We start from the raw sequence: 22,471 nt of genomic DNA on the forward strand, positions 1-22,471 counted from the left end.
TCGCCGAGCTGCTCGCCGGCCCCGCGGAGTCCCGCCCCGCGCTGCTCGACGTGCGTTTTCCCACGGAGAATGCGTGGGTGGCCCTGCCGGACTCGCTGCTGATTCCCCTGCCTGAGTTGGAAGAGCGCGCGGATGAACTGGAAGCCCTGCGCGGCCGGCCCGTGGTCGTCTACTGCCACCATGGTGTGCGCAGCCTGGACGGCGCGGCCTACCTGATGTCGCTGGGCATCGACGCGGTGTCGCTGCGAGGCGGCATCGACCTGTACTCCCTGCAGGTGGACCCCAGCCTGCCCCGCTACTGACGAGGCGGCACGCCGCTAGCCCACGAAGGCGGACAAGTCTTCGGTCTGCTTGTTGATGAGGCCGGGCTTGATCTCGACCTCGAACATGAAGGGCTCCTTCAGGGGCCCGCCCTGCAGCTCCAGCTTGTGGCGGCCCTCCATGAGGTCGAGCTTCATGCCCTTGTTGCCCAGGTAGGTGCCCTGGTCCTGGCCATTGCGCTTCACGGAGATGCCGCGCAGACCGTCCGGCTTCAGCGTCAACTGGAGCTGGCCCCGGCGGAACTCGTAGGTGAAGGACTTGGCCTGACCGGGCTCACCGAAGGCGAGCGTGTCGACCTCCTCCTTGTAGATGCCCTGCTGCTCATTCACCAGGATGAGCGTGTCCTGGAGATGGACGCCCGTCGCATTGACGAGGGGGGTCTCCCCCAGCTCCGTCACCGGCTGCGGACTGCCGCAGCGTTCGGTGTGGCGCACCGAGACCTTCACCTTCTCGTTGGTGTTGACCGACAGCGTCACCGACTGCCCGTCGGAGGCGCGGCTGTTGAGCACCGAGAGGATGGGCTTGTGGAACACCACCCCCACGGCCACCAGCCCCACGATGAACCCGACGGTGGCGATGTTGCGCTTGGCCACGCCCGCGCGAGCGCTCCGCGCGGACTTCTCCAGCGCCCGGTCCACCTCGGCGTCCTCGGCGCGCGAACGCGACAGGGCCACGCTCGACGTCCGCGAACGCGGTGGGGGCGACGGCATCTCCGCGCGGCTCGACGTCCGGCGGCGCGGCGGGGCCTCGGAGGGGTGAATGCCGGAATGCATCCCGGTCCGGCGGCGAGGAGGCGGCGCGGGCTCCGGCGGCGGAAGCATGGTCCGCTCGTCGTCCAGCTCCTCGTCCTCCATCCGGGTGCGCTCATCGACCGCCGCCATGCTCGCGCGCGAGCGGGACGGAGGCGGCCCCGGGTCCTCCACGATGGGGGCGGCGCGCGTGGCGGAGCGGCGAGGCGGGGGCGGCTCGCCCATGCCGGTCCGGCTCAGGTCCGAACGGGAGCTCGTCCGCGCAATCTGCGTGGAGTTGGGGTTGGACGGACGGCGCAGCTCCGCGGACGTCCTGCTCCGACGCGGCGGCGGGGCCTCCTCGATTCCGGACGGCGCATCCCACTCCCCCTGTTCATCGGGCTCCGCCGCAGGCACCGCGGCCGAGGTGCGCCGGGGCCCCATGGACGTGCGGGAAGACGAGCCGCGCTGGCGCTCGCGAACCGAGGCCTCGCCCGGAGGCGCCTCCCAGTTCATGTCCGCGGCGGCGGAGGTGCGGCTGCGGCCACGCTCATGCGGCGGCGGCGTGGGCGGCATGGGCGTGCCGGAGTTCGCGGAGTCCTCGCCCACGGGAACCACCTGGCCCTGGGCCTTCTCCTCGGCCAGACGGTCGGCGAAGAGCGTCTCCATCAGCTCGGAGATCTGCACCGAACCGGCCACCCAGCGCTGCCCGACGAGAATCTCTTCCAGCGCCATCTGGAACTGGCGCGCGTCCCGGTAGCGGTCGTCCGAGTTCTTCGCGATGGCCCGCATCACCACCGGGTCCATCTCCTCCGGAACGTCCGCCACCTGAGAGGGCGCGGCGATGGCGCACTCCATGGCGGCCTGCAGCGTGGCCAGCTCCGAGTCGCGCTTCAACGGACGCACGCCCGTGAGCAGCTCGTAGAGCACCAGGCCGATGGCGAAGATGTCCGCGCGCCCGTCCAGCGGCTTGCCAGCGGCCTGCTCCGGCGCCATGTACGCGAACTTGCCCTTGATGGCGCCCGACTTCGTGAGCGACGCCTGATCCGCGGCCTTGGCGATGCCGAAGTCCACCAGCTTCACCGAGCCGTCGAAGCTGATCAGGATGTTCTGCGGCGAGATGTCACGGTGCACCACGCGCAGGGGCCGGCCGGCGTCATCCGTGCGGCTGTGGGCGTAGTGCAGGCCCTCGCAAGCGGCGGCGACGATGCGAATGGCCAACGGCCGCGCCACCCACTGCCCCGTGCTGGCGGCCTTGCGCATCACCCGGCCCAGGTCCTCGCCGTGGATGAACTCCATGGCGATGTAATAGGTGCCGTTGGCCTCGCCGAACTCGTAGACCTGGGCGATGTTCGGATGATTGAAGCGCGCGGCAATCAGCGCCTCGTTCCGGAACATCTCCACGAACTCACGGTCCTCCGCGAGATGCGGGAGGATGCGCTTCACCACGAGGTTCTTGTGGAACCCCTCGATGCCCGTCTGGCGCGCCAGCCAGACCTCGGCCATGCCGCCCGTGGCGAGCTTCTTAAGAAGCTGATATTTCCCGAATGATTGAGGGTTCATCCCGGGACATTGCCGGCGGGGAGCAGGCTCAGGTGGAATGCAGCAGGGCAGCGCATCTTAGAGGACAGGCACTTCGGAGGCAAAGGCACCCCGGATTCAAATCCGGATGGGCACTGATCGCCAGCCTCCTCATTGCAACTACCACGGTTGCGGCTCCCGCGAACGATCAGATTCGTGTCGAACGCCGTGGGGACGTTCTGGAGCTCCGCTGGTCCGACGCGGAGGAGCGCCTTCAGGGGACCATCCACCCCGCCATGCCAACAGAGGGAGAGCCCATCTCCGTGTCGTTGCATGTAGGCAACTTCGAGGGTCCCGAATTCGACGGCCCCCTCACCGTCACCTTCCACCCCACCGGGTCGCCTTCCCAGCAGACGAAGACGCTGACGCGGGACGGGGTCAACTGGCACACCCAGTTCACTCCGGACGAGCCCGGCCCCTGGGACCTGGAGGTGCGATACCGAGGAACCCACCTGAAGGTGATCACCGCGCGCTTCTCCGTGGCCAGCTCGCCCCTGCCCCGCGGCATGGGCTGGGTGTTGATTCTGGTGGGTGCCGGCACGGCGCTGGCCCTGGGCCTGCGCAACGTCCTGCGGCGCGTGAAGTCGTCCGGATCCACCCCTGGGGCAACGGAGACTCCGCCCCCACCCGCGGCGCCGTCCACGCCGGAAGCGGGCAGCGTCCCCGCCCCACCGGCCGATCCTCCGTCCGGGCAGTAACTCCTTCCAACCGACGGGCATTCGTACAGGGTCGCCTGCCGCGACATTGGGAACTTCGGTTCCCTGTCACGGCAACGTGACGACCAGGTCACTGCTTTTCTGCGCCGTCGGGCCCGCTTTTCGTCGGGAACCGAACCTCCCCCAACCCTCCGCGTCCGCTCATCGAACGGGCACCCGTGTTGCAGTGGACGCGCTCCGGTGGCGGTCGGGGAGGCGTGGACATGGGCGGGTGGCGGGTGAATGAGCGGACGAGGCGGAACCTGCTCGTCGCAATCTTGATGGGCATGCCGGCGTGGGCTGTCGCCAAGACACCCGGCCCACGGACGGAGGCAGTTGCCGCGCCCGTGGAGGATGACCCTCTGTCGGGTGGCGTGGTGGACGGCGTTGAGCCTCCTGAGCCCTTGCTGCCGGAGGACGACGACGCGCAGGCGCCGCTCGAGGGCGCCATGGCCCAGGCCCTGCCGCCTCCGTCGCGGCCCGCGCCCGGCGCGCAGCCGCCTTCCGTGAGTCCTCTCCCCGGAGCGGATGACGGGGCGACGGCAGAGCAGGACGCGAACAAGCGCAAGAAGAAGCAGCGGCCCGGTCAGCCCCAGGATGATTCGCTGGGCGAGAATCCGGACGCGATTGACGACAAACCCAAGGGTGAGGCGCAGACCATCCGCGTCATCGGACGCGTATCCGCACGGGCCCGCGCCGACGAGCGCAACCAGTACCAGCGCCGTCTCTCCATCGCGGACGCACGCGTGGGCGTGAGCACGTCACTGCCGAACCTGGAAGCCGAAGTGACGGCGGACCTGGCGGACTCGCAGATACTCAAGGACGCCTTCGTGCGTCTGGCGGATGACCGCAAGCGCTTCCGCCTCTACGGCGGCCAGTTCAAGACGCCCTTCCTCCAGCGCTCGCTGGAGTCGTCGTGGGACTTGCCCATCCAGACCCGCGGACTGGTGGAGGAGTACATCACGGAGACCCATCAGATGGGTGGCCGCCGCATGGGGCTGATGGGCGAAGTCCGGCTGAAGCAGGTCTGGGGGCTCAAAATCTCCGCGGGCTTCTTCCAGGGGGCCATCGACGAGGCGGGCGTGCGGTTGAAGGAGGACGCCGCCGCGCGCGTGAGCCTGCGGCCCTTCAACTTCAAGCCGCTCACCGTGGGCGTCAGCACCTACGTCTCCGAAGCAATGGACCTGGCGCGCAAGCACGCGGTGGCCGCGGACGCGGAGCTGAAGCTGGCGGGCTTCGTCTTTACGGGCGAGGCCATTTCCGGGCGACTGCCCCTGGGGCCCTTCACGGCGCAGATGCTGCTGGCCCAGTACCTCATCCACGTGGGCAACGAATGGGCCATCCAGCCCGTCGCGGGCGTGGAGGCCTTGCAGCTTCGCGGCGACACGGTGCGGGGGGACGGACATTCACTGGTGGGCGGCTTCAACGTGCTGCTCGGCACCCGCTTCCGGGCCCAATTCCAGACGGAGCGCGCGCTGCGCCCCGGCGATGAATTCCCTGGCCTGCAGCATTCCATCGAACTCGGCGCACGCTTCTGAGCACGGAGACCCAAACGATGCTGTCGTTCGCGGAAGGTGAAGTCACCAAGCTCCGGCGGGAATTCAAGCTGGTGCTGGAGGAGAAGACGGCCGCGGCCCTGGGCTCGCGCCTGTCGCTGGAGCTGGAGGGGCACCTGCCGCCGCCCACGCGCATCGTGTCCGTGTACTTCGACCGGCCCGGTGGCCCGCTGGCGGCGCGGGCCCTGCTCACACCGGAAGACTGTCTCAAGGTTCGGACGAAGGAGTACTCACCGGACCGGGGCGCGGACGGCGAGGCACGGGTGGTGCTGGAGGTGAAACGGGAGCGCCACGGCCTCACGCAGAAGCGCCGCGTCTGGGTGCCGCGCTCGGACCTGGGCCGTGCACTGCACGGCGGGGCCAGCCTGCTGCCGCTCATCGCCGGAGGCAGTCTCAGCCCGGTGCTGGCGGTGACGTACACGCGCCACGTGTACCAGTCGTCGCAGGCGTGGCGGGTGACGGTGGATCGAGACATTCGCTACCACCGGATTGCGCCGGAGCAGGCGCTGTCCCAGCTTGCGTTGTCGGTGGAGCGGCTGGAGCCCGCGCAGTGGGTGGAGCCGCGAGTCGTGGTGGAGGTGAAGCATCTCGGGCACGAGCTGCCCGAGTGGCTGGCGTCGCTCAATCCGGGCGGAGCGCCGGCCTACAGCAAGTTCGCAGAGGGAATGGCGAAGGTCCACGCTTTCGCCGCGGATGGCGTCGCAGGGGGATAGGGCACAGTGTTCATCGACTTCGAGGGAATTGACGGAAGCGGCAAGACAACGCTCTCCAACCTGCTGGCCGCGAAGCTGAAGCGGCTGGGCTACCGGGTGGCGCATGCGCGGGAGGGCGGCGAGCTGCAGGCGCCCGCGGCGCGGCGCATCCGGGAGCTGACGCGAGACTCCCGGCTGCTGGAGATGTCTCCACGCACGGAGTTCTTCCTCAACCTGGCGCGGGACGCCCAACAACTGGATGAAGTGGTGGCGCCCGCGCTGTCCCGGGGCGAGGTGTGCATCACTGACCGCTACCTGTACTCACAGCTGGCGCTCAGCGGTGGAGGCCGCGGGCTGCCCATGGACGAACTGCGCCCCGCGTGCGAGCTGGCCTCGCAGGGCTTGTGGCCGGACCTGGTCATCCTGGTGGACGTGGATCCGGACCTCGCCCGGCTGCGCAAGCGCCTGGGCAAGCTCCAGAGCAAGCGCGTCAATGATGGGGACAGCCGGAAGGGACTGGTGGGCGCGGGCCTCGCGGTGCGCGTGCGCGAGTCCTTCCTGGAGATGGCGCGGAAGGATCCGCAGCGGTGGATCATCCTGGAGAACAACGACGTCCCGCTGCGCGTGCTGGAACAGCGGCTGGTGGACGCCGTCGTCGCCCGGCTGGAGGGTCGCGAGCAGCAGGTGCAGCGCATCATCCCGGCGCCGGCCCGGCCGCGGCATGCCAGCCCCACCACGCTCGAGAACCTGGAGGAGCGCTTCTTCCAGACGCTGGACACCGTGGAGCAGCGCGAACCGGCGCTCGCGGTGTGGATGTTGAGCGGAATCCCGGGCCTGGCCGCGCACCAGCAGCGCCTGGCCTTCGCGGAGCGCTTCCCGGGCCTCACCGCGCGCGGCATGGCGGGCCTGGCGGACGTACCGGCCATGGAGCTGCGCGAGGTGCTGGCGGACCTCGCCCCCGCGGAGGTGGCCTTCAGCCTCACGGGCCGCATGGACTCGCGCGCGGCCATGTTGCGGCAGCGGCTGTACGCGCAGGCCCCCACGGAGGTGCTGGCGAGCCTCAAGAACGATGGCTCGACCCCGGCGTGGGCCCTGCGCGAGCGCGCCATGCGGGATGGGCGGCTGGCCGAAGTGCTCGCGGGGCTCGCCGGCCAGGACTGCGAAGAGTCCTGGTTGGTGCGCGAGGCGGGCATGCAGCGCAAGCTGTTCACGGAGGTGGCGAGCAGCCTCACAGGCGTCCCGGGGGCGCGGGCGGATGCGCTGCGCGAAGTCCTGTTGCCGCATGACCGGCTGGCGGTGCTGCGCAGCACCCAGGGCCTGGACACACCGGTGGCCCGAGGTCTGCGAGAGGCCCTGGCGGGCAAGGCGCTGAAGCTGGTGCTCCGCTCGCTAACGGGCCTGGACACCGAGGAAGCCTGGGCGCTGCGCGAGCGCGGCGCGCCGCAGACGAAGGAGGCGCTGGATTCGGTGGACGGCATGGATGCCACGCGGGCCTGGAAGCTGCGTGTGGACCATCTGGGACGGTGGCCCACCACCGCGCTGTCCTCCTTGAAGGGACTGCCCATGGGACCGCACGCGCAGGCGCTCATCGAGCGAGTGCTGGCGGAACAGCCAGACCGGCTGCCGGTGCTGCGCAACGCCTACGCAGTGGCCGCGACCGCACGGGCGCTCGCGCAGCAGCCCGCGCGCACGGTCCGCGTGGACACCTCTACCCGAATGGAAGCCTAGGTCACCGCCATGGACGCATCATTCTCAGCCCTGTTCGAGGGCGCGAAAGCGGAGCTCAGCGCGCTGTCCGTCACCGCGATTCTGCCGCGGATGCTGGCCGCGGCGCTCATTGGCACCCTGCTGTCGCTGCGGCCCTGGCGCCTGCTCATGAAGCGGGCGCTGCCCAAGGCGGACATGATTCAGGCGCAGGTGCTGCTGTGCGCGGCGGCGGCGGTCATCACTGCCGTCATCGGCGACAGCCTGGCGAAGGCCTTCGGGCTGGTGGGCCTGGGTGGATTCGTTCGGTTCCGCTCGGGACTCAAGGACCCGCGTGACGCGGCCATCCTCTTCCTGATGATTGGCCTGGGCATGGCGTGCGGCCACGGCAGCCTGGGGCTGGCGTCCGTCGGGACGGTGTTCGTGATGGCCCTGCTCTTCGTGCTGGATTGCTTCAACCGCGAGGAGGCGCCCGCCACGGCGAAGCAGCGGCTGGTGCTGTCGGCGCAGTCGGATGACCTGGTGGGCGCGGAGGCCACGCTGCGCCGGGTCCTGGGTGAGCGGAACGTCATGGTGAAGAGCTGCGCGCTCGACTTCGACGGGCGGCGGCTGGAGCTGGAAGTAGAGGAGCCGGAGCCGGGCTCCCTCGCCGCGGCGCTGGGCCGCACGGAGGGGGCGGCCCTGCGAGGCTTGCGGTGGACGGCGGTGAATCCGAGGAGCACACGGGAGGAGCGGGTATGAGGCGCAGCTGGGTGGCCGTGTTCGCGGCGGGGTGGTTGGTAGCGTGTGGCGGCAACAGCCTGCCCGCGGGAGATTCGCAGGACCCGACACCCGGCGGCGGACTGCCGGGAGAGCCGGTGCCGCCGGGAGGACCCGATGGTCAGGGCAACGGAGAGGAGCCCACCGGGTCGCAGTCGCTGTGGCCGCTGACCTCGGGCAGCACGTGGACCTACGACATCCAGGACCCCGTCGAGGGCAACTTCCAGAAGCAAGTGACAGTGGTGGGCCCCGGCGAAGTCCCCGGCCAGCCGGGCATCAACGCCATCCAGGTGCACAGCCGCCAGGACCGCGTGCGCAACGGCACCCTCTATGAGGAGTATTCGTGGCAGGTGGAGCTCACCAACGGGCTCGTCGTGCGTCTGCGCGAGGACGACTACCGCAATGGCCAGCAGGTCCGCTCCACCACCTGGTCACCGGCCACGGTGAAGTCCGTGGCGAGCGTCCCGGACGCCCTGCCCTGGACGTACAAGAGCGACGTGCTCGAGCACATCACCCTGGGCGACGGCTCGAAGGACCAGAAGGACCCGACGTACATCTGGAAGGTGCTCGAATCCGGCGTGACGGTGACGACGCGGGCTGGAACCTTCACCAACGCGGTCAAGATTCAGCGCGACAAGGTCAACGACAATGGAGAGGTGAAGCAGGACAAGACGCGCCTCTACTGGCTCGTCCCGGGCATCGGAAAGGTGCGTGAGGAAGGCGAACGCACCGAGGACCTGGCGGCCTACGACATCAAGCCCTGACGCCTGACCGGGGAGGAGGCGGATACACGGGGCCCTGCCCCACCGTCTCCTACGCCGAGAGGGGGCAGGATGAAGGTCAGCGGTTGAACGGTTGCGCCTCTATCCCGAGCTTGTTCGGGAGGAGGCCGCATGCACCGGAAGACCCCCTTTCACCTTGCCCCCTGGGCGGCCGCGCTGATGCTGCTGGCCAGCACCGCGAGTGCAGGGACGCTGTATCGAGACCCTTATCTGCAGAAGGTGGGGCCGGACACGGCGACGATTGCCTTCCGGCTCGCAGCCAACTGCCAGGCGGAGGTGCGCTACGGCGAAGGAGCGGCCAACCAGTCGGCTGTCTCCCAGGACGGAGGGAAGTTGCACGCGGTGGTGCTGACCGGGCTGAAGCCGGGCACCGAGTACACGTACGAGGTGTCGGCCTGTGGCCTGCGCACGCCTCTCAATCGATTCCGCACCGCGCCGGTGCCGGGGACCCGCAGCGTGCACTTCGTGGCGGTGGGCGACTTTGGCACGGGCGGCTCGAACCAGAAGAAGGTCGCCGCGGCCATGGTCAAGCGGCAGGCGGAGCTGTTCGTCGCGCTGGGGGACAACGCCTACGCCGATGGCACCGAGGCGGAAATCCAGAACAACCTCTTCGTGCCCATGGAGGCCCTGCTGGCCCAGGTGCCGTTCTTCGCGGCGCTCGGCAACCATGAGTACGTGACGAACCAGGGGCAGCCCTACCTGGACAACCTCTACCTGCCCACCAACAACCCCGAGGGCACGGAGCGCTACTACTCGTTCGACTGGGGCCACGTGCACTTCGTGGCGCTCGACTCCAACTGCGCCGTGGGACTGGCGTCGGCGGACCGTTGCACGCGGGATGCGCAGAAGGCGTGGCTGGAGCGGGACCTCGCGGGGTCGACGCAGCCGTGGAAGATTGTCTTCTTCCACCACCCGCCCTGGTCCAGTGGCGAGCACGGCTCGCAGCTCTCCATGCGCCGCCACTTCGGCCCCATCATGGAGAAGTACGGCGTGGACCTGGTGCTCACCGGGCACGACCACAACTACGAGCGCAGCAAGCCCATGAAGGGTGACGCCATCGCCGGGGCTGGCGAAAAGGGCATCCCCTACCTCGTGGTGGGCGGCGGCGGCGCAACGCTGAGAAAGCTCCCCGGCAGCAAGCCGGACTGGAGCGTCATCCGCGACAACCAGGCCTATGGCTTCCTCGACGTGACGGTGGTCGACGGCACGCTCACCGCGCAGTTGCTCGGGGTGAACGGAGACACCGTGGACCGCTTCACGCTCCAGAAGGAGCTGCCTCCGCAGGAGCAGCTTCCCGAGGGTGAGCTGACGCTCGCCGTGGAGGGCGGGCGGGGCGTGGCCCCCCACCGCGCCTTCTTCCGGGCCACGCCGTCTCTCGAGGCCGCCACGGTGACCTGGGATTTCGGCGACGGCGGCACGGCCGAGGGCGAGGTCGCCGAGTATGTCTTCGCGATTCCCGGGCAGTACACGGTGACGGCCACCGCCACCCAGGGCACGGTGAAGCAGACGGCCACCGCCCTGGTCCAGGTGGCGGAGACTCCCGGCGAGGAGCCCCAGACGCCGGACTCCGGCACGGACCCGGGCTCACCGGACCCCCGCCCGGGGCTTCCGGATTCTCCCGGCACCCCGGATGACGGCATGAGCAGCTCGAGCGGTGGCTGCGCCGCGGGCCCCACCGCCACCCTCCTCCCGGCGGCCCTGGCCCTGCTGGCCGCGGGTCTGCTCCACCGGCGCCGCAAGTAGGGCCTCCCTGAACAAGGTCCCCCGCTCCCTCCTCCTCCTGACGTCACACGGCGGCGGGGCGGGCGTCCGCCGGGGCGGATTTGCTTTCCGCGCTTGTCAACCCGGCCCGAGGAATGCAAAGCCGCATTCCGTCATGGCCACCCAACGCAAGTCCCGCCCGCACTCGCGGTCGGCCCCGAAGAAGTCCGGCGCTCCGTCCGGGAAGAAGCCCTCCCCCTCCGAGCGGCCCGAGCGGCCCCTGCGAGAAGACCTGGTCCTCCAGGCCTGCCTGGAGGCGTACGGCTCGGTCCGGCACGAGGGCCGCATGGCCGACCGCGCGCTGGACTTCACCCTGCGCCGCAAGGCCAACCTCTACTCCAACGAGCGCCGCGCCGTGGCCGAGCGCGTCTACGGCCTGCTGCGCCGCCAGCGGACGGTGGACTTCCTGCTGTCCCGCGCCCACCCGCGCTTCGACAGCCTGGAGACCTCGCGCCAGGACGTGCTCCGCCTGGCCGCCTCGCGCGTCCTCTACGGCGAGCCCCACGGCCTGGTGGCCCGCCAGTCCGCGCTGGCGCCCCCGGATGCGCAGGCCCTGGGTGCCCTTCCCGAAGCCGCCGCCGCCCTGGAGGCCCTGCCCGCCCGCGAGCGCTTCCCCATCGCCGCGTCGCTTCCGGACTTCCTCGCCGACCGCTTCCTCCAAACGTTCGGCCGGGATGCCGCTCGCGCCGCGGAGGCGATGAACGAGCGCGCCCCGCTGGTCGCCCGCGCCAACCTCCTCAAGGGGGACCGCGACGCGCTGGCGCAGCGGCTGAAAGCGGAGACGGTGGACGTCACGCCCACGCCGCTGTCGCCCATGGGCCTGGTGTTGGAGACGCGAATCAACGCCTTCTCCCTGGAGAGCTTCCGCGAAGGCATGCTGGAGCTCCAGGACGAGGGCAGCCAGTTGCTCGGCATGCTGGTGGACGCGCCGCCCACGCGCGTGGTGGATGCGTGCGCGGGTGCCGGCGGAAAGACGCTGCAGCTCGCCGCGCAGATGAAGAACCGGGGTGACTTGCACGCCCTGGACATCGATGAGCGCCGCATGGAGGACCTGAAGAAGCGCGCGCGCCGCGCGGGTGTGCACAACGTGCGCGCCCAGCTCATCCCCCACGAGGGCCCGGAGGCCGACGCCGCGCTGACGCCCCTCAAGGGCAAGGCGGACCGGGTGCTGGTGGACGCGCCGTGCAGTGGCACCGGCACCTTCCGCCGCAAGCCTGACGCGCGCTACCGCCTCACGCCGGAGGATTTGGAGATGCACGTGGGCCGGCAGAAGGCCCTGCTGGCGCGCTTCGCCACGCTGGTGAAGCCCGGCGGCCGGCTCATCTACGGCACGTGCAGCGTGCTGCGGGAGGAGAACGAGAACGTGGTGGAGGACTTCCTCGCGAAGCACCCCGAGTTCACGGTGAAGCCGGTGGCGGAGCTGCTGGGGGCGGAGCTGGCCGAGAAGGTCGGCCCCGGCCCCTACCTCCGGCTGGCGCCTCACACCCACGGTACAGACGGATTCTTCGGCGCCGTCCTCGTCCGCGCGAAGTAACCTGCGGCCGGGGGGAGAGAGACACTGCTCATGCACCGTGCCGTCCGCTACCGCGTCTCCATGCCCCGGCCGCATACGCACCTGCTGGAGGTGGAAGCCTCCTTTCCAGGAGGCGCCAGCGTGCTGGACGCCGTGATGCCGGTGTGGACGCCCGGCAGCTACATGGTGCGGGAGTTCGCGCGGCAGGTGCAGGACATGACGGCCCATGCACCGGACGGAACGCTCCTTCCGGTGCGGCGCGCGGACAAGCGCACCTGGCGGGTGGACGCGAAGGGCGTGGCCGTCACGCTGCGCTACCGCGTCTACGCCAACGAGCTGACGGTGCGCACCAACCACCTGGACGGCTCACACGCCTACTTCAACGGCGCCGCCACGTTCCTCTACACGGAGGACACGCGCGGGCTGGAGCACCACGTCACGGTGGACGCGCCCCCGGGCTGGCGGACCTTCTGCGCGCTGGGCCAGCGCGCGAACATCTTCATCGCCCAGGACTACGACGAGCTGGTGGACAGCCCCTTCGAGGTCGGCCCCCACACGCCACTCACCTTCAGTGTGGAGGGCGTGCCGCACGAAGTCGTGGTGTGGGGCGACACGGTGCAGGACCCGGAGCGACTGTGCGCGGACCTGAAGCGCATCTGCGAATGCCAGGCCCGCGTGTTCGGCGGCCTGCCCATGCCGCGCTACCTCATCCTGCTGTACCTGACGGACCGGGGCCGAGGCGGCCTGGAGCACAAGGCCAGCACCGCGCTGTTGTTCCCCCGCGTCGGACTTTCCACCAACCGCGGCTGGGAGGACCTGCTCACCCTGGTGGCGCATGAGTACTTCCACCTGTGGTTCATCAAGCGGGTGAAGCCGCGCGCGCTGGTGCCCTTCGACTACGCGAAGGAGAACTACACCTCGCTGCTGTGGGCCTTCGAGGGCTCCACGGCGTACTACGACAACCTCTTCGTGCGGCGCGCCGGGCTGATGTCCGCGCAGCGCTACCTCACGCGCCTGGGCGAAACGCTCACCGCGCTGCATGCCACGCCGGGGCGGCGCGTACAGACGCTGGCGGAGGCGTCGCTGGTGAGCTGGGTGAAGCACTACCGCCCGGACGAGAACTCGCCCAACAGCGCCATCTCCTACTACCTCAAGGGCGAGGTCGTCTCCGCGCTGCTCGACCTGGAGATCCGCCGCGCCACCGGTGACGCCCGTGGCCTGGATGACGTCGTGCGCGTCTTGTGGCAGCGCTACGGCGACGGCTCCGGCGTTCCCGAGGACGGCGTCGAAGCCGTGGCCAGCGAGGTGGCCGGCGTGGACCTGACGCCCTTCTTCGACCGGGCGCTGCGCACCACGCAGCCGCTGGACTACTCCGTCTTCTCCCACGTAGGCCTGGAGCTGAACTTCCGTCCGCGCGAGGCCGCCAGCGACAAGGGAGGCACGCCGCCGCGAAGCCGGGCGGGGGAAGGCAAGCCCAAGGGCTGGCTGGGCGTCACCACGCGGGGCAGTGGCACCGTGGCGGTGGTGATGGATGGCTCGCCCGCCCAGGACGCGGGGCTCTACGTGGAGGACGACCTGGTCGCGCTGAATGGCTGGAAGGTGGACGGCGCCGCCCTGCTGTCCCGCTGCGAGGAGCGGAGGCCCGGCGAGACGGTGCGGCTCACGGTGTTCCGCCGCGACCGGCTGCTGGAAATCCCGGTGGTGCTGGGGACGAAGCCCGCGGAGGCTGCGTGGCTGTCCCGCGTGGAGCGCCCCACCGACGCCCAGAAGGCCGCCTATCAGGCGTGGCTCGGAAGCCCCTGGGAAGAGGCCCCTGGGCAATCGTAGGCTTGGGGGCCATGAGCCCCTCATCGCCCAACATCATTCCACCGGATGCGCCCCTGCCCCGCTGCCAGCGGCATCGGACCACCGTGGCCGGGTGGCGTTGCGAGAGGTGCAACGAAACGCTCTGCCCCGACTGCGTGGTGGGCCGGCGGGCCCAGACGGTGGAGCTGGTGGCGTGCGAGCGCTGCGGCGACGTGGCGCAGACCCTGCTCACCTCCCGCAGCCGGGTGTCCGTGGCGCAGCGGCTCAAGGGCGCGTGGCGCTACGTCTTCACCCCGTCCGGCGCGCAGGTCATGGTGGCGGTCAGCATCTTCCTGGCCGCGCTCCGGTGGCTGGTGGAGCTGGCCATCTCCTTCTCGGCCCTCATCCCGCTGACCATCTACGGAGGCGTCTTCTGGGGCACCTTCTTCACGCTCGCGCGGGACTCGGCGCGCGGCGAGACGGCGCTGCGCTCGCCCGACTACCGCGACTACTTCCATGACGCGGTCCTCCCTGGCCTCCGCGGCGTGGTGACCTTCGCCATCGTCTGGATGCCCGCGTTCCTCTACGTCACCGTGCTGCGCCCGCTCCTCCAGGAGGGGCGCTCGGCGCTCGGCGCGTGGATTCGGGGCCTGGACACCCCCGGGCTGCTGACGGTGGATCCGGTGCTGATTGGCCTGCTGCTGCTCGGCGTCCTCTGGCTGCCCGCGGCGCTCCTCATCACCGCCGCGCGCCAGCCACTGCTGACCCTGTTCGACGTGCCCGGAACCCTTCGCATCGTCCGCCGCCTGGGCCGGGACTACACGTTGGTCGCGGGAACGCTGGTGGGCCTGGGCGTCCTCCACCTCATGACGCACGGGGTGGCGTTGCTGCTGCGCATGCTGGACCTCTTCGTCATCTCACGCGTGCTGGCCGAAGCCGTCACGCTGGTCATCCCATTCACCGCCGCGCACGTGGTGGGGCTGCTGCTGTACACGCGGGGCGATGCGCTGGGGTATGGCCTCGAGCAAGACTACCTGGACCCCGTGCTGGGCGACGCACAGCCGAGCCGCAGGGCCCCGCCCCTGCGCGAAGCCGGTCCCATTCCCTTCACCGGAGCGGCGGCCACGGCCACCGAGACGGGAAGTTCCAACGATGACACCCTGGAGGCGCTGGCGGCCGCGGTGAACGCCCGCGATGTTCCACTCGCGATGTCGCTGTATGCCACCGTGCAGCAGCAACCGCGGCTGCGTGTGCCCCCGGAGCATCACCTGTTCGTCGGACAGGCCGCGGCCGTGGAAGGAAATTTCCCACTGGCGGTAGCGGCGTTGGAATCCGCGGCAGATACGGCGCCCGATGAGCCCACCGCCCCCCGTGCGTTGGTACTTCTGGCGCGTGTGTTGGGTGAACGGATGCACGACGCGCCGCGCGCGGAAGAAGTCTACCGCTACGTGCTCCACCGTTACCCAGACACGGCAGCGGCACGCTTCGCGAGTGAACGCGTGTCTCCGACTTCCGACTGATACAGACGTTGCCGCGCTCGCACGCCAGCATCACCCTTCACGGCATGGTTCGCGCACGCTGGTTTTCGTGGCTCATCGGTTTCGGTCTCTTCGCGGCATGTGACCAGGCGCCTCGCATGGAGCGCGCGGTGGACGACTGCCAGGCGGAGCAGGTGTCGCTGAAGGTGGAGGTGCTGTCGGCGGAGGGCGCGCGCGTGCGCGGGGCGACAGTCACCGGCACCAACGTGACCTCCAACGTGAGCATCACCGGCGTGACAGACGACCAGGGCGTCAGCACCGCCATCAACGAATCGCTCGCGCCCAGCGCGGTGCGAGTCGTGGCCACCGCGGGCGCCAAGGTGTCCGCGCCCCAGCAGGTGGAATGGGTGTGTGACGCCTGCAACTGCCAGCCAGAGCCGGCCACCCTCCAACTCCAGCTCAATCCGTAGGACCCGCGCTGCGCGACGCTGAGACAACCGCTGTTTCATGGATTCATCTGAATGAACGCAAGGGAGGTTGTGCTCCACCCACCCCATGGAGTACGGCTGGTGACATGCGTGACGCTCGTCAGCCTTCCCCGCGTCTGGCCTACCCTGCGTCCAGGGGGGCCCTCCAGTCGGCTTCCTCCGAGCACGGGGCCGCGGGGATGTGTTGCCGCTGCGAGCGCGTCCCCTGCGCAAGGGGTCCTGTCAGCCCACGTTCCAGGTAGGTCCGGGCCCTCATCATGTCCGCAGACACCGTGGAACAGTTGCTTCAGTGCGCGCTGTCCGAGCTGACCGCGCGCTTCGTCACCCAGGCCACCCCTGTCCCCACCGGCTTGCTGGAGGCGTTGGACGCCGACCCGCGCGCGGGCGCGCATGCGCTCGCCCGGCGCATCCGTTCGCGCCAGGAGAAGAACCGCGCGGAGGGCCAGCGCATGCGCAAGCTGCTCCGTTTCGAGACGGAGCTCTGGGAGCAGGGACACACGCACATCGCGGGTGTGGACGAGGCGGGCATGGCACCGCTGGCCGGGCCCGTCGTGGCCGCCGCGGCCGTGCTGCCCAAGGGCTTCCGGCTCAAGGGGCTGGATGACTCGAAGAAGATTCTCGACGCCGAGAAGCGCGAGTCACTGGCCGAGGCCATCAAGCGCGACGCGGTGGCCTGGGCCGTGGGCCGCGCGGAGGTGGAGGAGATCGACCGCATCAACATCTACCACGCGGGCCTGCTGGCCATGCGCCGCGCGGTGGAGGCGCTGTCGGTGAAGCCGGACCACCTGCTGGTGGATGCTCGCACGGTGCCGGAGTGCTCGGTGCCGCAGAAGGGCATCATCAAGGGGGACGCACTGTCGCTCAGCATCGCGGCGGCCTCCATCCTGGCGAAGACGACGCGCGACCGTTGGATGGCGGAGTTGGATGACCAGTACCCGGGCTATGGGCTCGCCGCGCACAAGGGCTACCCCACGCCGCAGCACCTGCAAGTGCTGCGCGAAAAGGGCGTGCTGCCCATCCACCGACGCAGCTTCGCGCCGGTGCGCGAGGCACTGGGCCTGCCGACCAGCGCACCGCCTTCCGCCCTCCAGGCGGAGCTGTTCCCCGAGCCCCCTTCCCGAACAGGGGTGAAGTCATGAGCGCGGACCGGGACATCGACGAGTGGATGGCCGCGCGAGGCATCACCCTGCCCGAGGCCCGCGCTCGCACCCGCGCGGTGCTGGAGGAAGTGGGCCTCACCCGCCCCGGCCGCCAGCGCATGAGCGAGCCCAAGCTGCTCAAGGCGGCGGAGCTGCTGACGGGGCGCTTCTTCTCCGTGTGCGCGGACGGCGCGTGCCTCAAGGTCGCGCAGGCCAGCGGGCGTGAGCCGATGCGTATCGAGCCACGGCTGCACTGCGAGCGCTGTGGCGGCTCGGCCAACCGCCGCGCGGAGGTGGCCTTCGTGGAGGCCTGTCAGCGCTACGGCGTGCGCCGCGTGGTGGTGGTGGGTGGCTCGCCGGCCGTGCGCGAAGAGCTGGAGGCGAAGCTGGGCCACCAGATTGACTTGCGGATGGTGGACGGCACGGAACGTCGCACGGCGGACCGCGCCCGCAGCGACCTGGACTGGGCGGACCTGGTGCTGGTGTGGGGCGCCACGGAGCTGCACCACAAGGTCAGCGGCCACTACACGCACGGTGGGCCGGCCTACAGCCACAAGGTGGTGCACGTCGTGAAACGGGGCGTGGCCGCGCTGTTGGAAGAAGGCATCACCCACCTGGAGCGGACGCGCTGAGTGCTGGACTCAGGCGACACGCCAAAGCGACGCTTGAGTCCATGACGACCGAGTTCATCCTGCTCCGTCACGGAGAGACGGAGTGGAACTCCCTGGGGCGCCTCCAGGGACATCAGGACAGCACCCTGAGCCAGGTGGGCCTGCGCCAGGCAGAGGCCCTGGCCGCACGCCTGGAGCCCGTCCGCTTCTCGGCGCTCTATTGCAGCGACCTGGGGCGGGCGCAGGAGACGGCGCGGCGCATCGCCATCCGCACGGGTCACACCGTCCAGTCCGACACCCGCCTGCGCGAGCGGGGCCTGGGCATCCTGGAAGGCCTCACCCGGGACGAGGCACGCCAGAAGCACCCGGACGTCTTCGCCGCGTACGCCGGTGGCGCGCCGGACTACATCGTCCCCGGCGGGGAGAGCACGTCCCAACGGCTGCGCCACGCGGTGGAGTGTCTGGAAGAACTGGGCGCGCGCCACCGGGGCGAACGGCTGGTGGTGGTGACCCACGGAGGCGTGCTCAGCCTCCTGTTCCGTCACAGCCTGGGGATTCCGCACGCGGCGCCGCGCACCTTCTCCGTGCTCAACGCCGGGTGGAACCAATTCGACTACCACGAAGGTGCGTGGCGGCTGGTGACGTGGGGTGACGTCACCCATCTGCGTGCCGCCAGCCTCGACGACACCTGAGCGCGCACGCGGACGCGCGTGGTGGCTACAGCTCCACCTGTGGGCGCTGCTCGTCGCGGCGGGACGCGCGCGTCGCGGCCGGACGGACCTCCAGCTCGGCGCGGGCCTCCTCGATGGCGTCGCACACCCCGTCGGCGGCCCGCTGGACCTGCTCCAGCGTGTGGGACGCCATCACCTGCATGCGGAAGCGCGTCTCGCGCAAGCGAACGGCCGGGTACTCCACCAGGTTGGCGAAGATGTCGCGGTCGAACACCTTCTTCGAGGCCAGCCGCGCCACCTTCGCGTCGCCCACCTGCACGGGGACGACGTTGGACGGCTCGCCCAGGCACGTCACGCCCCGCGCCTCGAAGGCTCCGCGCAGCGCCAGGATGTTCTCCATCGCCTTCGCGCGCAGCGCGTCGCCCTCTTCCGAGCGGACGATGCGCAGCGACTCCAGCACCACCGCCGCCTGCATGGGCAGCAGCGCGTTGGAGAAGATGTGGGGCCCGCCCATGATGCGGATGAACTGGCGCACCGCCGGCGAGCGCGTGGCCACGAAGCCGCCATTGCTCGCGAACGTCTTGGAGAAGGCGCCCACCACCAGGTCCACCTTCCCCAGCAGGCCCTGCACGCCCAGGCTGCCCGTCCCTCGGGGCCCCATCGCGCCCAGGTCATGGGCCACGTCCACCAGCAGCGTCGCGCCGTACTCACGGCAGATGGACTGGAGCTCTTCGATCCGCGGCACGTCCGAGTCCATGGAGAACAGGCCCTCGGTGACGACGAGCACCGCGTTCTGCGTGTCGCGGGCGCGAATCTCCTGAAGCTTGCGCCGCATGGCGCGGTTGTTGAGGTGCGGCACGCGGCTCACGTTCGTCGTTGCGGCGGCGGCGCCCTGCTGGAGGCACGCGTGCGACAGCGCGTCGAGCACCACGTGGTCATCGGGGCGCACCAGCCCGACGATGACGCCGAAGCCCGCGCCCCAGCCGGTGGAGAACAGCGCCACGTGCGGCGTCTGCAGGTGCTCCGCGAGCGCCTTCTCCAGCATCAGCGACGGCGTCGTATTGCCCCCCAGCATCGCCGAGCCCGCGCTGTGCAACCCGTAGTCCTGGATGGCCCGCTGGGCCGCCTCCACCACCGCCGGGTGCGTGGACAGCGACAGGTAATCCTGCGAACCGAAGTTCAGCCCCTGGCGCGCCGCCCCCGTCTCGCTGCGGACACCACACGCCGCCTTCGGTGCCGCCTCCAGGCTTCGCGAGTACGGCCACAGGCCCGCCTGCCGCCGCGACTCTTGCCACTCGAAGAAGGGCTCCGTCCGCCCCAGCAGGTCAGGTCCCGTCGGCTGCGCGTAATGGGAGATGAAGTGGGTGAAGAGCGGCGAGTCGAGTTGAGCTCGGAAATCCATGAAGCACGTCCAGGGGGAAAGGTCGCGCTGTCAACGAGAGGCGCGGCGCTCGGGGAGGGGGGCGAGCGGCGCATTTAATGCCTCTGCATCTTTCCAGTGTCAACCGGCCTACCCTGACGGCTCCGCTGTATTCGTTTGTTCCGATTCAACCGGATGTGCTGCGTAGGCTGAAACAGGCGCGAAATACCCAGATAGGCACGTATTGTCCGGGTCGGAAACGATGAATCCTGGTTTTTCGCCCCAGGGCAGAGGTGGATTTTGACGCCCCCTGCCCTGAAGTGCGAGCAAGTGTCCGTCAGTCGTCGTTCTGCCTCAATGCGGCCAGGACGTTGAGGTCCTCCAGGGTGGTGGTGTCCCCGGAGGCCTGCTTGCCCGCGGCGACGTCGCGCAGCAGCCGGCGCATGATCTTCCCCGAGCGCGTCTTCGGCAGCGCCTCTGCGAAGCGGATTTCATCCGGGCGGGCGATGGCGCCAATCTCGCGGCCCACGTGGGCGGCCAGCGTCTTCTTCAGCGCGTCGGACGGCGTGTTGCCCTGCTTCAGGGTGACGAAGGCCACCAGCGCGGTGCCCTTCAAGTCGTCCGGACGGCCCACCACGGCGGCCTCCGCGACGGTTTCATGCGCCACCAGCGCGCTCTCCACCTCCGCGGTGCCCAGACGGTGGCCGGCGACGTTGACCACGTCATCCACGCGGCCCATCAGCCAGATGTACCCATCCGCATCCGTGCGGGCGCCGTCGCCGGTGAAGTACGTGCCGGGCAGCTCGTTGAAGTACGTGCGCACGTAACGGTCCGGGTCGCCGTACACCGTGCGCAACATGGAGGGCCAGGGGCGCGTGACGAAGAGCAGTCCGCCCTGCCCTCGCGGCACCGTGTTGCCCTCTCGGTCCAGAATCTCCGCGTGGATGCCGGGCAGCGGCAGCGTGGCCGAACCGGGCTTCGTCGGCGTGGCGCCCGGGAGCGGCGACACCATGATGCAGCCCGTCTCCGTCTGCCACCACGTGTCCACCACGGGGCAGCGGCCCCCGCCGATGACGTCGCGGTACCACATCCACGCCTCGGGGTTGATGGGCTCGCCCACGCTGCCCAGCAGACGCAACGAGGACAAGTCGTGCTTGCGCACGGGCTCCTCGCCCAGCCGCATGAAGGCGCGGATGGCGGTGGGCGCGGTGTAGAGGATGGTGGCCTTGTACCGCTCGATGATGTCCCAGAAGCGGTCCGGCCCCGGCTGGGTGGGCGCGCCTTCGTAGAGGATGGTGGTGACGCCGTTCATCAGCGGGCCGTAGACGACATAGGAGTGGCCCGTCACCCAGCCCACGTCTGCGGTACACCAGTAGACGTCGTCCTCGCGCAGGTCGAACACCCAGCGCGTGGTGAGCGACGTATTCACCGCGTAGCCGCCCGTGGTGTGCAGCACGCCCTTGGGCTTTCCAGTGGAGCCCGACGTGTAGAGGATGAACAGCGGGTGCTCGCTCTCCACCCACTCCGGTTCACATTCCGCGGACTGCCCGCTCACCAGCGTGTCCCACGCCACCAGCTTGGGCCCGGACAGCGCCAGCGTGCTGCCCGTGCGACGGAGCACCACCACCTTCTCCATGGTGGGCATGTGCGGCAGCGCCGCCTCCACGTTCTTCAGGAGCGGCACCACCGCGCCCTTGCGCCAGCCGCCGTCCGCGGTGAGCAGCACCTTCGCGCCCGCGTCGTTCATGCGCTCATGGAGCGCCTCCGCGGAGAAGCCGCCGAACACCACCGAGTGCACCGCGCCAATGCGAGCGCACGCCAGCATGGCCACCGCGGCCTCGGGCACCATGGGCAGGTAGATTCCCACCCGGTCCCCCTTCCGAACGCCCAGCGACTTGAGCGCGTTGGCCAGCTTGTTCACCTCGGTGGACAGCTCACCGTACGTGAGGCTGCGGCGGTCGCCGGGCTCCCCCTCGAAGAGGATGGCGGGCTTGTCCTTGCGGGTGGCCAGGTGCCGGTCCAGGCAGTTGTAGGCCAGGTTCGTCTTGCCCTCGACGAACCACCGCGCGTGCGGCGGCTTCCAGTCGAGCACCGTCTGGAAGGGCGCCTTCCAGTACAGCTCCTCGCGGGCGCGGTCGCCCCAATACTTGTCAGGGTCCTTCGCGGCTTCGTCCCAGAGCTGCTGGTACTGCTCCATGCTCCGGATGTGCGCGCGCCCGGCGAACGCCTCTGGCGGCGGAAAGACGCGTGCTTCCGTCAGGACCGAGTGAATCTCATGCTTCGAAGCCGCCATGCGTTCCTCCAGCGTGGACAATGCCACCCTGTTCTAGGAACGCGGAGCGCGCGGCTCAACCCTCCGTGTCGCAGCGCTTCGATTCCTTGACGGCCTCGTAGCGCAGCCACATCTCGCACACGCATTCGTCGGGGCGGCGCGTGTCGTAACGGACGCGCAGCACCCCCTTGAACTGCGTTTCGCACTGCGTCGTACCGTCGATGTGGATGTTGATCTGGTCCAACAGGCACTCCTGGCCGTTCACCTCGGCGGCGGCCTTGACCACGCTCCCGTCGATGGAGAAGTGGTCTCCATCCTCCAGGAAATAGCCCACGAGGTGGCTGTCCAGGAAACCGAAGTCCAGGCGGACGACGCGCCCGCTGATTTGCAGGGTGCCGTAGAGCTGGCTGCGGTTGGTCTCCAGCAGGCCGCAGTCGTCGCGGAGGACCTCGACGGGCTCGAAGACGTAATCCCCCGGCTCCTGGACGTGGGGCAGACAGCCCGCCAGGCACGCCAGTAGGAGGCCGGAGAGGACGAGGCGATGGCGTCTCGGAGTCGACACGGCGCGCACAATA

19 protein-coding genes are annotated in these 22,471 nt (G+C 69.8%); 15 read left to right on the forward strand and 4 right to left on the reverse strand.

Annotated elements, in window-relative coordinates; genetic code table 11:
• Positions 1-302 (forward strand): rhodanese-like domain-containing protein (locus FMP39_RS08955; RefSeq protein WP_228557823.1); only part of this gene is annotated, 302 nt, incomplete at its 5' end.
• Between the two features lie 15 nt (positions 303-317).
• On the opposite strand, the gene FMP39_RS08960 is transcribed toward FMP39_RS08955, so the two are convergent.
• Complete coding sequence (locus FMP39_RS08960; protein ID WP_141589546.1) at positions 318-2,612, reverse strand: serine/threonine-protein kinase; 2,295 nt, start codon at positions 2,610-2,612, stop codon at positions 318-320.
• A gap of 254 nt (positions 2,613-2,866) precedes the next feature.
• Here FMP39_RS08960 and FMP39_RS08965 point away from each other — a divergent pair, with 254 nt between their 5' ends.
• The 14 genes from FMP39_RS08965 to FMP39_RS09030 all read left to right on the forward strand — a co-directional run bounded on the left by FMP39_RS08965 (position 2,867) and on the right by FMP39_RS09030 (position 18,285).
• Positions 2,867-3,328 (forward strand): hypothetical protein, encoded by a 462-nt coding sequence (locus FMP39_RS08965; RefSeq protein WP_141589547.1) that lies wholly within the window; start codon positions 2,867-2,869, stop codon positions 3,326-3,328.
• A 176-nt stretch (positions 3,329-3,504) separates the two neighbouring features.
• Positions 3,505-4,863 carry a hypothetical protein gene (locus FMP39_RS08970; RefSeq protein WP_141589548.1) on the forward strand — a complete coding sequence of 453 codons (1,359 nt, stop codon included), beginning with the start codon at positions 3,505-3,507 and terminating at the stop codon, positions 4,861-4,863.
• 17 nt (positions 4,864-4,880) lie between these two features.
• A complete protein-coding gene (locus FMP39_RS08975) occupies positions 4,881-5,594 on the forward strand; it encodes a VTC domain-containing protein (RefSeq protein ID WP_141589549.1) in 714 nt (237 codons plus the stop codon).
• 6 nt (positions 5,595-5,600) lie between these two features.
• Entirely contained in the window at positions 5,601-7,301 is a 1,701-nt protein-coding gene (gene tmk, locus FMP39_RS08980) for a dTMP kinase (protein ID WP_141589550.1), read from the forward strand.
• Between the two features lie 9 nt (positions 7,302-7,310).
• On the forward strand, positions 7,311-8,018 hold the full coding sequence (locus tag FMP39_RS08985) for a DUF4956 domain-containing protein (protein ID WP_140789996.1): 708 nt from the start codon (positions 7,311-7,313) through the stop codon (positions 8,016-8,018).
• Positions 8,015-8,800, forward strand: coding sequence for a hypothetical protein (locus tag FMP39_RS08990; RefSeq protein ID WP_141589551.1), 786 nt, complete (start codon positions 8,015-8,017; stop codon positions 8,798-8,800). Before FMP39_RS08985 ends, FMP39_RS08990 begins: the two co-directional genes overlap by 4 nt.
• 129 nt (positions 8,801-8,929) lie before the next feature.
• Positions 8,930-10,561 (forward strand): metallophosphoesterase, encoded by a 1,632-nt coding sequence (locus FMP39_RS08995; protein WP_141589552.1) that lies wholly within the window; start codon positions 8,930-8,932, stop codon positions 10,559-10,561.
• A 133-nt stretch (positions 10,562-10,694) separates the two neighbouring features.
• Positions 10,695-12,113 (forward strand): RsmB/NOP family class I SAM-dependent RNA methyltransferase, encoded by a 1,419-nt coding sequence (locus tag FMP39_RS09000; RefSeq protein WP_141589553.1) that lies wholly within the window; start codon positions 10,695-10,697, stop codon positions 12,111-12,113.
• Positions 12,114-12,143: 30 nt separating this feature from the next.
• Positions 12,144-13,919, forward strand: coding sequence for a M61 family metallopeptidase (locus FMP39_RS09005; RefSeq protein WP_141589554.1), 1,776 nt, complete (start codon positions 12,144-12,146; stop codon positions 13,917-13,919).
• Between the two features lie 11 nt (positions 13,920-13,930).
• Positions 13,931-15,397 (forward strand): tetratricopeptide repeat protein, encoded by a 1,467-nt coding sequence (locus tag FMP39_RS09010; protein WP_141589555.1) that lies wholly within the window; start codon positions 13,931-13,933, stop codon positions 15,395-15,397.
• Between the two features lie 44 nt (positions 15,398-15,441).
• Positions 15,442-15,825, forward strand: a complete 384-nt coding sequence (locus FMP39_RS09015) for a carboxypeptidase-like regulatory domain-containing protein (RefSeq protein WP_228557824.1) — start codon at positions 15,442-15,444, stop codon at positions 15,823-15,825.
• Positions 15,826-16,100: 275 nt separating this feature from the next.
• Positions 16,101-16,982, forward strand: a complete 882-nt coding sequence (locus FMP39_RS09020; RefSeq protein WP_141589557.1) for a ribonuclease HII — start codon at positions 16,101-16,103, stop codon at positions 16,980-16,982.
• Entirely contained in the window at positions 16,979-17,614 is a 636-nt protein-coding gene (locus tag FMP39_RS09025) for a hypothetical protein (RefSeq protein WP_141589558.1), read from the forward strand. Before FMP39_RS09020 ends, FMP39_RS09025 begins: the two co-directional genes overlap by 4 nt.
• 41 nt (positions 17,615-17,655) lie before the next feature.
• Positions 17,656-18,285, forward strand: a complete 630-nt coding sequence (locus FMP39_RS09030) for a histidine phosphatase family protein (protein ID WP_141589559.1) — start codon at positions 17,656-17,658, stop codon at positions 18,283-18,285.
• Positions 18,286-18,310: 25 nt separating this feature from the next.
• On the opposite strand, the gene FMP39_RS09035 is transcribed toward FMP39_RS09030, so the two are convergent.
• The 3 genes from FMP39_RS09035 to FMP39_RS09045 form a co-directional block, all read right to left on the reverse strand.
• On the reverse strand, positions 18,311-19,666 hold the full coding sequence (locus FMP39_RS09035) for an aminotransferase class I/II-fold pyridoxal phosphate-dependent enzyme (RefSeq protein ID WP_141589560.1): 1,356 nt from the start codon (positions 19,664-19,666) through the stop codon (positions 18,311-18,313).
• A 295-nt stretch (positions 19,667-19,961) separates the two neighbouring features.
• Positions 19,962-21,917, reverse strand: coding sequence for an acetate--CoA ligase (gene acs / locus FMP39_RS09040; protein ID WP_194858306.1), 1,956 nt, complete (start codon positions 21,915-21,917; stop codon positions 19,962-19,964).
• A 55-nt stretch (positions 21,918-21,972) separates the two neighbouring features.
• Positions 21,973-22,467, reverse strand: coding sequence for a hypothetical protein (locus tag FMP39_RS09045; RefSeq protein ID WP_141589626.1), 495 nt, complete (start codon positions 22,465-22,467; stop codon positions 21,973-21,975).
• Between the last annotated feature and the right edge of the window lie 4 nt (positions 22,468-22,471).

It is taken from the genome of Myxococcus sp. AB056, from assembly GCF_006547365.1.
GTDB classification, from domain to species: domain Bacteria; phylum Myxococcota; class Myxococcia; order Myxococcales; family Myxococcaceae; genus Myxococcus; species Myxococcus virescens.

What these genes read in the sequence shown, in the direction of transcription:
- FMP39_RS08960 (WP_141589546.1), bottom strand. Translation starts at nt 2,612, where the DNA reads ATGAACCCTCAATCATTCGGGAAATATCAGCTTCTTAAGAAGCTCGCC.
- FMP39_RS08965 (WP_141589547.1), top strand. Translation starts at nt 2,867, where the DNA reads ATGCCAACAGAGGGAGAGCCCATCTCCGTGTCGTTGCATGTAGGCAAC.
- FMP39_RS08975 (WP_141589549.1), top strand. Translation starts at nt 4,881, where the DNA reads ATGCTGTCGTTCGCGGAAGGTGAAGTCACCAAGCTCCGGCGGGAATTC.
- FMP39_RS08985 (WP_140789996.1), top strand. Translation starts at nt 7,311, where the DNA reads ATGGACGCATCATTCTCAGCCCTGTTCGAGGGCGCGAAAGCGGAGCTC.
- FMP39_RS08990 (WP_141589551.1), top strand. Translation starts at nt 8,015, where the DNA reads ATGAGGCGCAGCTGGGTGGCCGTGTTCGCGGCGGGGTGGTTGGTAGCG.
- FMP39_RS08995 (WP_141589552.1), top strand. Translation starts at nt 8,930, where the DNA reads ATGCACCGGAAGACCCCCTTTCACCTTGCCCCCTGGGCGGCCGCGCTG.
- FMP39_RS09000 (WP_141589553.1), top strand. Translation starts at nt 10,695, where the DNA reads ATGGCCACCCAACGCAAGTCCCGCCCGCACTCGCGGTCGGCCCCGAAG.
- FMP39_RS09005 (WP_141589554.1), top strand. Translation starts at nt 12,144, where the DNA reads ATGCACCGTGCCGTCCGCTACCGCGTCTCCATGCCCCGGCCGCATACG.
- FMP39_RS09010 (WP_141589555.1), top strand. Translation starts at nt 13,931, where the DNA reads ATGAGCCCCTCATCGCCCAACATCATTCCACCGGATGCGCCCCTGCCC.
- FMP39_RS09015 (WP_228557824.1), top strand. Translation starts at nt 15,442, where the DNA reads ATGGTTCGCGCACGCTGGTTTTCGTGGCTCATCGGTTTCGGTCTCTTC.
- FMP39_RS09020 (WP_141589557.1), top strand. Translation starts at nt 16,101, where the DNA reads ATGTCCGCAGACACCGTGGAACAGTTGCTTCAGTGCGCGCTGTCCGAG.
- FMP39_RS09025 (WP_141589558.1), top strand. Translation starts at nt 16,979, where the DNA reads ATGAGCGCGGACCGGGACATCGACGAGTGGATGGCCGCGCGAGGCATC.
- FMP39_RS09030 (WP_141589559.1), top strand. Translation starts at nt 17,656, where the DNA reads ATGACGACCGAGTTCATCCTGCTCCGTCACGGAGAGACGGAGTGGAAC.
- FMP39_RS09035 (WP_141589560.1), bottom strand. Translation starts at nt 19,666, where the DNA reads ATGGATTTCCGAGCTCAACTCGACTCGCCGCTCTTCACCCACTTCATC.
- acs (WP_194858306.1), bottom strand. Translation starts at nt 21,917, where the DNA reads ATGGCGGCTTCGAAGCATGAGATTCACTCGGTCCTGACGGAAGCACGC.